The organism is Streptomyces sp. NPDC002577, from assembly GCF_053594815.1.
This window is the reverse complement of sequence record NZ_JBSFWK010000087.1, coordinates 1-10,495: the sequence shown is the minus strand read 5'-3', so window position 1 is coordinate 10,495 and position 10,495 is coordinate 1. Positions and strand designations below refer to the sequence as shown.

The 10,495-nt window shown below is 70.3% G+C and carries 1 protein-coding gene; it reads left to right on the top strand.

The features are described from left to right. A partial coding sequence (locus ACWD4J_RS43690) for a hypothetical protein (RefSeq protein WP_451401128.1) occupies nt 1-10,495 on the top strand: 10,495 nt, incomplete at both ends.

The following is a 10,495-nucleotide window of genomic DNA, read 5'->3' as shown; positions in this document are numbered from 1 at the left end:
CAGTGGGTCGCGGTGGACGGCATGCTGCCGCACGAGGCCGCCTACTGGTCCAAGGTCTTCACTGCGCCCGAGGACGGGGGCTTCACCGGGCTCGACGCGCACGGGATATCGCGGGTTGAGGAATCAAGGAACGAGTTCGAGCGCCTCGTCGACAAGCCGTTGCCCGCGGAACCGTGGCAGGACGAGTGGCTGGAGAGTTGGCTGCGGCTGCACGGGATGACGGCACGACAGGTGCTGGAGCGCCTGACCCCGGCCCATTCCGCCGCGCTCGCGACCTACACCACCTCGACCTACCAGCTGATCAATCCGCTGCTCAAGTCCGATCCCGATGAGGCTCGTTCGGCGCTGCGCAGCAAGATCGAATGGCTCGTCGAGGAGCACCTCCGCGACGAGACCCCCCTGCCGCACGCGCTGTGGCGCCGCCCGGAGTTCGGTGCTCTGGCAGCCATGCCTTCCGGGGGAGAGGACCCCGAATACCTTGCCCGGCAGCGTGAGCGGTTCCAAACGGTGGTCGAGTGGCTGCTCCCCGCCATCGAGCGGGAGATGGCGGCCCATGCCGCGATGCTGGCGGACGCTCTGCAGCAGTTGCCGCCTGCGACCGGCGAGGTCTGGCGTGGCACGCGCCTGGTGGGCTACGACGGCTCGGAGCTCTCCTTCGACAGGTTCGCCAGCTTCAGCCGGGACCGTGAGGAGGCGGTGGGCGGGTTCCTGTTCGAAAGCAAGGCTCCGCGCCCGGATTCCCACCCCGTGCTCATCCACGCCGAGCTCACCGGGAACTGGGGCCGGGACATCTCGCCCTTCTCCATGCTCGAGGACGAGGAGGAGGTGCTGCTGCTGCCGTCGGCGCGCCTGATCATCACGTCCCGTGAGGTCCGCGAGGACGAGGACCGGCGCGTCTATGAACTGATCGAGGCTGTCGAGGAGTTGCCGGAGCTCCCGTTCACCCCGCTGCGGAACGCGCTGCAGCAGATCGCCGGTTCCGGCTCGCTGGTCAAGCGCGACGATCTGCTGCCGCTGGCCGGCTGGATCGGCGCGGCCGACGGCCTGCAGGTCTGGCACCTGGGCGCGCTGGCCAGTGAGGTGTACGGCGGTTCGGAGCACGTGACGGTCGAGCGCCTGTCGAACGTACGCCGTGCGGCGGATCTGGCCCGCGGCGTACTGAGGATCGGCCCGGACACGCAGATCGCCGGAACGCACCTGGACGCGCTGGTACGCCGCCTGGACGGCAGCGGAGCGATCACCCCGGTCGACGACGGCGCTCGGTCCAGGCTGGTGGAACTCGTCCGTCGACTCGCGACCTCGGGACAGCAGGTCACGTACCCCCGGCTGGCCGATGCGTGGCGGGCGGCAGCGGGCGCGCAGGACCAGGAAGACCGGGCCGGGGAGAGCCCGGGCTCCGGTGGCGACTTGTCGATGCTGCCGGGCCTCAAGCGGTTCGTGACGGCGCTGGGCAAGCTGGACGAGCGTGCTGCCGCGGAGTTGTGGCGTGAGGCGTCGCGGATCACGGCGGAGCACAACCCATTCCGTCTGACGGTCGGCGAGGGCGGCGGTTCGCTGCTGGAGCGGGACTCGCAGCGGTTCTGGGCGACGATGCGTGTGGCGCAGGTGCTGCACGAGTTCTCGGGCGAGGCGGACCGGATCGACCAGGGCGTCGCGGTGGCGCAGGAGCTGGCCGCGCGGCGGGGTGTCAGTGCGGTGCGGGAGGGGCTGCTGGGCGGCTCCACGGACGTTGCGGTCGCTGAGTCCATTGGTTCGCGCGCGAACGCGACGGCGTCCCGGGCGGCGCAGATGTCCGAGCCGGCATCCGGGAAAGAGCCGGGCCTGCTCCCGGAGGGTGCCGTCCGTCACGAGGCCGTGCAGCCGGACGGTACCCAAGTACGCACCGTGCTTGCCCCCGGAGTTTCCGTGTGGCCGGAGACCACCTCGGCGCCGAGCAGCGGCCCCGGCTTCGCGGCGCTGTACGCGGACCCGGGATACCTGCCGAGGGCGCAGGAGTTCGAGCGGCGGTTGGGTGAGTTCGCGTCCGGTCATCCGTCGGCGCGGACGGCTGCGCGGCAGAGTCTGGAGCGTCTGCTCGAGGTGCTCACCGATGCCCATCCCGCGGAGCGCCGGGAGGACATCGCGAAGGTCCTCCTCGGTGGCCTGGAGCCGGCGGACGAGGTCGGTGGAACGACCGCGGTGTCTCGTCTCCAGAGCTTTCTGGAGCGGGGCGGTTCGCGGGAGCTGATGACGGCTTTCGCGAACGGGGTGCTGTTCCAGGACTCCGCTCTGACGCTGAAGGCGTTGCTGCGTGGCATCGCCGGGTCCGGTGACTGGGCGGAGGCCGAGAGGCTGGGGCTTGATGCGGAGGCGCTGCGTGAGCAGCGGGCCGTGCTGGAGGGTGCGGAGCTGCCGTCGGGTGTGCTGGCGGGGACGGCCGCCAGGCTCGGGAACGCCTTCAGGCTGCTGAACGTGCCCGAGGCGGACGGGGAAGCCTTCGCGCTGGCTGTGATCGGGCGGATGCTGCCGCTGGGAGACCGTTCGCTGTACGAGGTTCTGGCCGGTCTGCAGACGACGGACGTGGTGCCGTCGCTGGTGGGGAACCCGTTGGACGATGCGGCGCTGGTCTACCGGTCGATTCCGGGGGTGTCGCTCGCCGAGGTACGTCAGCAGGTCGGCACCGCGGGCATGCTGCCGCACGAGGCCCTTTACTGGTCCAAGATCTTCACCCCGGTCCCGGACGGGGGCTTCACCGGGCTCGGCCCGCGCGGGAGATCGACGACACGCGAACGCCTGGCCGACTTCAAGGACCTCGTCGACCAGCCGCTGCCGGACGCTCCGGAACAGGACTCGTGGACGGAGCGTTGGCTGCGGGTGAACGGGATGACGGCGCGACAGGTGCTGGAGCGTTTGACCCCGGCCCACTTCGCCGCGCTCGTGACCTACACCGCCTTGACCTACGAGCTGATCAATCCGCTGCTCAAGCCCGATGCGAACGAGGCTCGTTCGGTGCTGCGCAAGCAGATCGAATGGCACATCGAGAAGCACCTCAGTAGTGGGCTCACCCTGCTGCCCGTGCTGGGCAAGTACCCGGAGTTCGCCGCTCTCACGGCCGTGTCTCGCCGGGGAATGGAGCCCGAGCAACTCGAGCGGCATCGTGAGCGGTTCCACGCGGTGGTCGAGCGGCTGCTCCCCGCCATCGAGCGGGAGATGGCCGCTCACGCCGCGATGCTGGCGGACGCGCTGCAGCAGTTGCCGCCTGTGTCGGGTGAGGTCTGGCGTGGCACACGCCTGGTGGGCTACGAGGGCTCGGAGCTCTCCTTCGGCATGTTCGCCAGCCACAGCCGGGACCGTGAGGAGGCAGAGAGATTCCTGTTCGTCAGGAACGATCCGTTGCCGGGTTCTCACCGCGTGCTCGTCCGCGCCGAGCTCACCGGGAACGCGGGTCGGGACATCTCGGCCTTCTCCGCGACCAAGGACGAGCAGGAGGTGCTGCTGCTGCCCTGGGCGCGCCTGAACATCACCTCCCGTGAGGTTGTCGGGGACGGCGAACGCGCTTATGAGCTGGTCGAGGCTGTCGAGGAGCTGCCGGAGCTCCCGCCCAGCGCGCTGCGGAACGCGTTGCAGCAGATCGCCGGTTCCGGCTCGCTGGTAAGGCACGACGATCTGCTGCCGCTGGCCCACCGGATCGGCGCGGCCGACGGCCTGCAGGTCTGGCACGTGGGCGAGCTGGCCAGTGAGGTGTACGGCGGTCCGGAGCACGTGACGGTCGAGCGCCTGGCGAACGCACGCCGTGCCGCGGATCTGGCCCGCGACGTTCTGAGCATCGCGCCCGACACGCAGATCACCGGAACCCATCTGGACGCGCTGGTACGCCGCCTGGACGGCACCGGCGCGATCACCCCGGTCGACGAGGGTGCCCGGTCGAGGCTGGTGGATCTCGCCGGTCGCCTGGACAGGCCGGGACAGCAGGTCACGCACCCCCGGCTGGCCGCCGTGTGGCGGACGGCAGCGGCCGCGGACGACCAGGAAAGCCGGTCCGGCCAGGGCTCGGACTCGGGTGACGGGCTTCACGTGCTGCTGCATGGGAACGAGGGTGCGCCGGACCGGTATGAGCGGGCGGTTGCGGTGGCCAAGGCCCTGGCCGCGGAGAGTGGCGTGGATGCGGCGCGGCGGCCGGGGCTGCTGGGCGGCTCTGCGGACGTTGCGGTCGCTGAGTCCAGTGGTTCGCGCACCGTGCAGCCGGACGCCACCCAGGAACCCACCGTGCCCGCTTCCGGAGTTTCTGTGTGGCCGGAGAGCACCTCGGCGCCGAGCAGGGGTCCCGGCCTCGGGGCGCTGTACGCGGACCCGGGATACCTGCCGAGGGCGCAGGAGTTCGAGCGGCGGTTGGGTGAGTTCGCGTCCGGTCATCCGTCGGCGCGGACGGCTGCGCGGCAGAGTCTGGAGCGTCTGCTCGAGGTGCTCACCGATGCCCATCCCGCGGAGCGCCGGGAGGACATCGCGAAGGTCCTCCTCGGTGGCCTGGAGCCGGCGGACGAGGTCGGTGGAACGACCGCGGAGTCTCGTCTCCAGAGCTTTCTGGAGCGGGGCGGTTCGCGGGAGCTGATGACGGCTTTCGCGAACGGGGTGCTGTTCCAGGACTCCGCTCTGACGCTGAAGGCGTTGCTGCGTGGCATCGCCGGGTCCGGTGACTGGGCGGAGGCCGAGAGGCTGGGGCTTGATGCGGAGGCGCTGCGTGAGCAGCGGGCCGTGCTGGAGGGTGCGGAGCTGCCGTCGGGTGTGCTGGCGGGGACGGCCGCCAGGCTCGGGAACGCCTTCAGGCTGCTGAACGTGCCCGAGGCGGACGGGGAAGCCTTCGCGCTGGCTGTGATCGGGCGGATGCTGCCGCTGGGAGACCGTTCGCTGTACGAGGTTCTGGCCGGTCTGCAGACGACGGACGTGGTGCCGTCGCTGGTGGGGAACCCGTTGGACGATGCGGCGCTGGTCTACCGGTCGATTCCGGGGGTGTCGCTCGCCGAGGTACGTCAGCAGGTCGGCACCGCGGGCATGCTGCCGCACGAGGCCCTTTACTGGTCCAAGATCACGACTGGTGTCCATGAGGGTGGTTTCAGCGAGCCCAGTAGGGCGCAACTGGGCACCGTAGACCGGAAGAGGAAGAAGTTCGAAAACCTCGTCGGCGTGCCGTTGAGTGACACGCCGCCTCTGTATCCGTACGAGGAATCGCCTACCCAGCGCTGGTTGCGGGAGAACCGTACGACGGCGTCGCAGGTGCTGGAGAAGGTGAGTCCGGCTCACGTCGCCGCCCTGGTGGCGTACACCGGCACGGCTTTCGCGCTGATGGACACCGTGCTCACGTCCGGGCCCGCCGAGGTACGGCCGGCACTGCGCAGCCGGATCAAGCTGCTCATCGAAGAGCACCTCCGCGACCACTGGAAGCTCAGCCCCGCGCTGACCGACGGACAGGGCGTCCGAGGGCTGCTCGCTCGGCTCGCCCGCCGGCCCGAGGAGAAGGCGCGGCTGACGGAGGAGCTCCACGCCGCGGTCGAGAGGCTGCTGCCCGCCATCGAGCAGGAGATGGTGGTCCACACCGCGATGCTGATGGATGCTCTGGGGCAGCTGCCTCCGGCGTCGGGTGTGGTCTGGCGGGGCGTGGGCTCTGTTGCGGGGATCGGAGGGATCGACTCCTCCGACCTCAGCGGCTCCGAAATGTCGTTCCCGGCGTTCGCCAGCTTCAGCAGGAGCGAGGACCAAGCACGTGGGTTCATGAACACGGACCAGGTGCGGGGGGTCCGTCCCGTCCTGGTCCGTGCCGAACTCGCCGGGAACATGGGCCGGGACATCTCGGCCTTCTCGGTCCATGGGTACGAGCGCGAGGTACTGCTCCTGCCCGGGGCCCGCGTGGAGATCGTCTCCCACAAGGTGGACTCGAGCTACATCCGTGCGTACAAACTGATCGAGGCCCGGGAGGCGGCGCCGCCGTCAGCGGAGCTCCAGCGGTTCGCGGTGACGTTCGGCAAGCTGGACGAGCGGGCTGCCGGGGAGTTGTGGGGTGAGGCGGCGCGGATCACGGCGGAGCACAACCCGTTCCGTCTGACGGTCGACGAGGGCGGCGGCTCGCTGCTGGAGCGGGACCCGGAGCAGTTCTGGGCGACGATGCGTGTGGCGCAGGTGCTGCACGAGTTCACGGGCGAGGCGGACCGGACCGATCGGGCCGTCGCGGTGGCGCAGGAGCTCGCAGCGCAGTGGGGTGTCAGTGCGGTGCGGGAGGGGCTGCTGGGCGGCGCCCCGGACCTTCTGGCCGGGGAGTCCAGCGGGGCCGGCGCGACGAGGGAGTCCGACGTACCCGTGACGGTGGCCGCGCCTGCGCCGGTCTCCGAGGCGGTTCCGGGCGGCTCGGCGGTGTTCGCCGAGGGCCCCGGGCTGCTGAGCGTGCTGTACACGGACCCGGCCTATGTCCCGATGGCGCTGGACTTCGAGGAGAGGCTGGCCGATTACGCGGCCGGCCACCCGAGGGCGGGGGAGATGGCCCAGAGAACTGTGGCCCGACTCTTCTACGTGCTCTCCGAGGCCCATCCCGACCTCAGCGAGGAGGAGATCACCGCGGTCTTCCTCGCGGCGGATGAGATGCCGGTGGATCAGGCCGAGGAGGAAGCCCGGCTGACCAGTCTCGACGACCTGATGGAGCTGGACGTACGGGAGTTGATGGCAGCGTTCTCCCAGGCGGCGCTCTCCAGCGATTCCCCGCTGGCGTTGCCGGCGTTGCTGCGCGGGATCGCCGGCTCGGGTGACTGGGCGAGTGCGGAGGAGCTGGGCCTGGACGTTCGGGCACTGCGTGAGAGCGCCACGGCCGTGCCGCTTCCCGAGCGTGCGTCGCAGAACGCGGCGGAGCTCGGGAATGTCCTTCGAACGCTGAACCTTTCCGAAGCGGACGGGGAAGGGTTCGCGCTGGCCCTGATCGGGTGGCTGCTTCCGCAGCAGGAGCACTCGCTCTACGAGGTTCTGGCAGGTCTGCGGACGGCGGACGTGGTGCCGTCGCTGGCCGGGACCGCGTTGGAGGACGCCGCGCGGATGTACCGGTCCATTCCGGGGCTGGAGCTCAACGAGGTGCGTGAGCAGGTCACTGAACACGGCCTGCTGCCGCACGAGGCCGTCTACTGGTCCAAGATCCAGGACGGCGTTTTCGCCGAGCCTGGGCCGGCGATGGTGCAGAAAGCCGCGGAGCGGAGAGTCGAGTTCGCTTCCCTTGCCGGCGAGTTGAGCGACCTGGAGCTGTCGGAGGTGGAGGTCGAGCCGTCTGCCGAGCGCTGGTTGCTCCTTCACGACATGGCCCCGGAGGTGGTGCTGGAACGGCTGGCCCTGCCCCATTTCGTCGCCCTGATGGCGTACACCGGCACGGCTTCCCCGCTGATGAACACCGTGCTCAAGTTCGGGCCCGCCGAGGTCCGGTCGGCGCTGCGCAGCCGGATCAGGCGGATTATCGACGAGCGTTTCGGTAAGCCGCTCACGGACATCACCCCCGTGCTGACCTCCGACCCGGTCGCCAGGCAGCTCTTCGCCGCAGACCGCCGGGATCTGACGCCGGAGGAGAAGGCCCATAACACGGAGATCCTCTACGTCGTGGCCGAGAGGCTGCTGCCCGCCATCGAGCGGGAGATGGCGGCCCACTCCGCGATGCTGCTGGACGCGCTGGAGCAGTTGCCGCCCGCAACCGGTGAGGTCTGGCGCGGCAAGCGCTCCGCGGAGGAACTCTTCGCGGGGACCGGCTATGGCGACCCGGCCGACTCCGGCCGCTCCGAGTTCTCCTTCCCGGCGTTCGCCAGCTTCAGCCGCGACGATGACAGTGCCAGGCACTTCATGCGGCTCACGCCTCTGCCTACGGCCCATCCCGTGCTGGTCCAGGCGGAGCTCACCGGGCACTGGGGCCGGGACATCACAGCGTTCTCGGCGAAGCCGGAAGAGGAGGAGGTGCTGCTGCTTCCCGGGGCCCGACTGAAGATCGAGTCGCGATCGTTCGCGGACGACGGCGAAGGCGAGTACGAGCACATCGAGGCCCGGGAGGTAGCGCCACCGTCGGCCGCGCTTCAGTGGTTCGCGGAGGCGTTCGGCAAGCTGGACGAGCGTACGGGCGGGGAGTTGTGGCGTGAGGCGGCGCGGATCACGGCGGAGCACAACCCGTTCGACCTGACGGTGGCCGAGGGCGGCGGTTCGCTGCTGGAGCGGGACTCGGAGCAGTACTGGGCGATCATGCGTGTGGCCCAGGAGCTGCATCAGAACGCGGGCGCGCCGGACCGGGACGTCCGGGCTGTCACGGTGGCCAGGGCTCTGGCCGAGGAGCGGGGCGTCGGCGTGTCTCGGCCGGGGCTGCGGGGCGGTGCCGCCGAGACCACGGCCCAGGCGAGGCCGCCGCGTACGGCGCCGGAGGTCGCGCCGACGCAGTCGGTATCCGAACCGTCCGACATCAGCGGGTACGGGGCTCACGAGCCTTCGCCTGCCCTCGCCGACGGGGTGGCCGTGCCGAGCGGGGCCTCGCGGGCGCCGCAGGAGATGGTGCAGCCGGTGGCGGATCCGGTGCTGCCGGAGCAGTGGGAGCACCGGCGGGCCGAGGCGCAGGGCGCTCAGCTGGTGACCGAGCGATTCGATCCGATGCGAGGGAAGCCACTCGCGGACGGCTGGCTGCCCGGGAACAAGACCAGGATCCGCGCGACCGTCCGGCGGGTCCAGGCCGAGGATCTCCGCTGGGTGCGCGATGTGACGCTGCACCTGCCGGTGCGCTTCGGCGAGGGCTTCACGGCGCAGCGGCTGCCGGAGTTCGAGGGCCGTTGGCGCGCCGCGCTGGACGGCTACTTCAACACTGGTCTGCGACTGCCGAGATCGGGCGACCAGTTGCACATCGGTCTGCAGTTGACTCCCGTCTCGGACGACCGGGAGGCCATCGAGCTGAGCATGTCGTCCGAGCCCGAGATGTCGCACCAGCTGCAGTTCCAGCTGGAGTCCGAGGACCCGGCCCTGGACCCGGCGGAGCTCCAGGCGCGGCGGCAGCGCAACGACCTGCTGGGCCTGCACGAGTTGGCGCACTACGTCGGCCTGCAGGACGCCTACTTCGACCCGGACTCGGTGTTCCGCAACACCCCGGAGAAGTCCGCCGACACCGGCATCATGGCCAGCGTCACCACGGCCCGCGGCACCGGTGTGCCCAGGCGTTACTTGGAGATCATCGAGGGCACCATCGACTCCGGTCCCGTCGTGCGGGACCACCCCCTGCCGGAGTTCGACCCGGTCGACCGGACCGAGGTGTTCCAGGCAGTCCTCGCCGAGGCAGTGGCTGCGGTCGACGGGGTCCGGCCGGGCGAGGGTGCCGATCTGTCGGGCGTCCAAGGGCTCATGGACCGGATCCAGGGAGACTTCGGGAAGTACTTCCCGAAGGAGGAATTCGAAGCGCGCCCGGTGGGGCGGGTCGAGGAGATCGCGCCCGAGCTCGGGGACGCGCTGGAGCGTGCGGGCTGGTCCCGGAATCTGCTCCACCCGAACGTCGTGGACGCGATGGGCCGAGGCCGGAAGCAACTGAAGCTTCAGGCTCAGCGTGCCCTGGTGAAGTACCAGGAGCTGCCCTTGGCGGAGCGGCTCCCCTTTGTCACCGAGGGGATTCCGGGGTCGTCCGCCCGTACGGTGACGATCGGTGACTACGCCGTCGTCGCCACTGCGCGCGAAGGGCTGGGCGAGGGCCTTTACCAGGTCACGCACATCCCCACGGGGTTGCGTTGGGGCTTCAGCAACAGCCGGGAGGAGACCTACCACGAGGTGTTCCTCGGCAGTGTGGCCCGCGACGCGCCCGCTGAACTCGAGGGGATCAAGGTCGCGTTCGCGGGTGGCACGGTCGATTTCGCCGACGCTTCGCAGGTCGCCGGCCGGTTCACTCTGGCCACGGGTACTCCCGAGGGGGTAGACGCCGCTTTCGGCGTCGCCGACGGGGCGGGTACGACGTGGTTCTTCACCAAGGAGGGCGTCTACAACGGGCGGACGGTCCGGCTCTCCGACGGGACCGGATCACTGCACTACGAGGTGGGGCTGCCCGAGACCACCGAGCCTCGATTCCTGGATGCCGCGGGGCGGCGGGACGACACCGTGAGTGCCGTCCCGCTCGGGTCCGGGCGGATCGCCCTGCGGCGAGACGTGGCAGGCCGCCAGCCGCTGGAGCACCGGGTCTACCACGCGTACGGCGCCCTTCAGGAGACGACCGTCGCCATTCGCCAGCGGGCCGGCGTCCCGACCGGCGAGTACTGGTGGATCGACCACACGACCGGCACGGCGTCCCGCATCGACGCGACCAGTACCCCGGCCGCCGGCCCGCACGGCATCGCGACGGTCGGTACGTCTTCCACCGGCGCGCTGCGCCTGACCAGCCAGGATCAGCCCGATGTCGTCCTCTTCGAGCAGGAGCCGCTGGGCGGCGGTCACGTCCTGCATGTCGACCGGGACGAGGCCGGAAAGCTGCGCTGGACCGAGTTCGACCCGG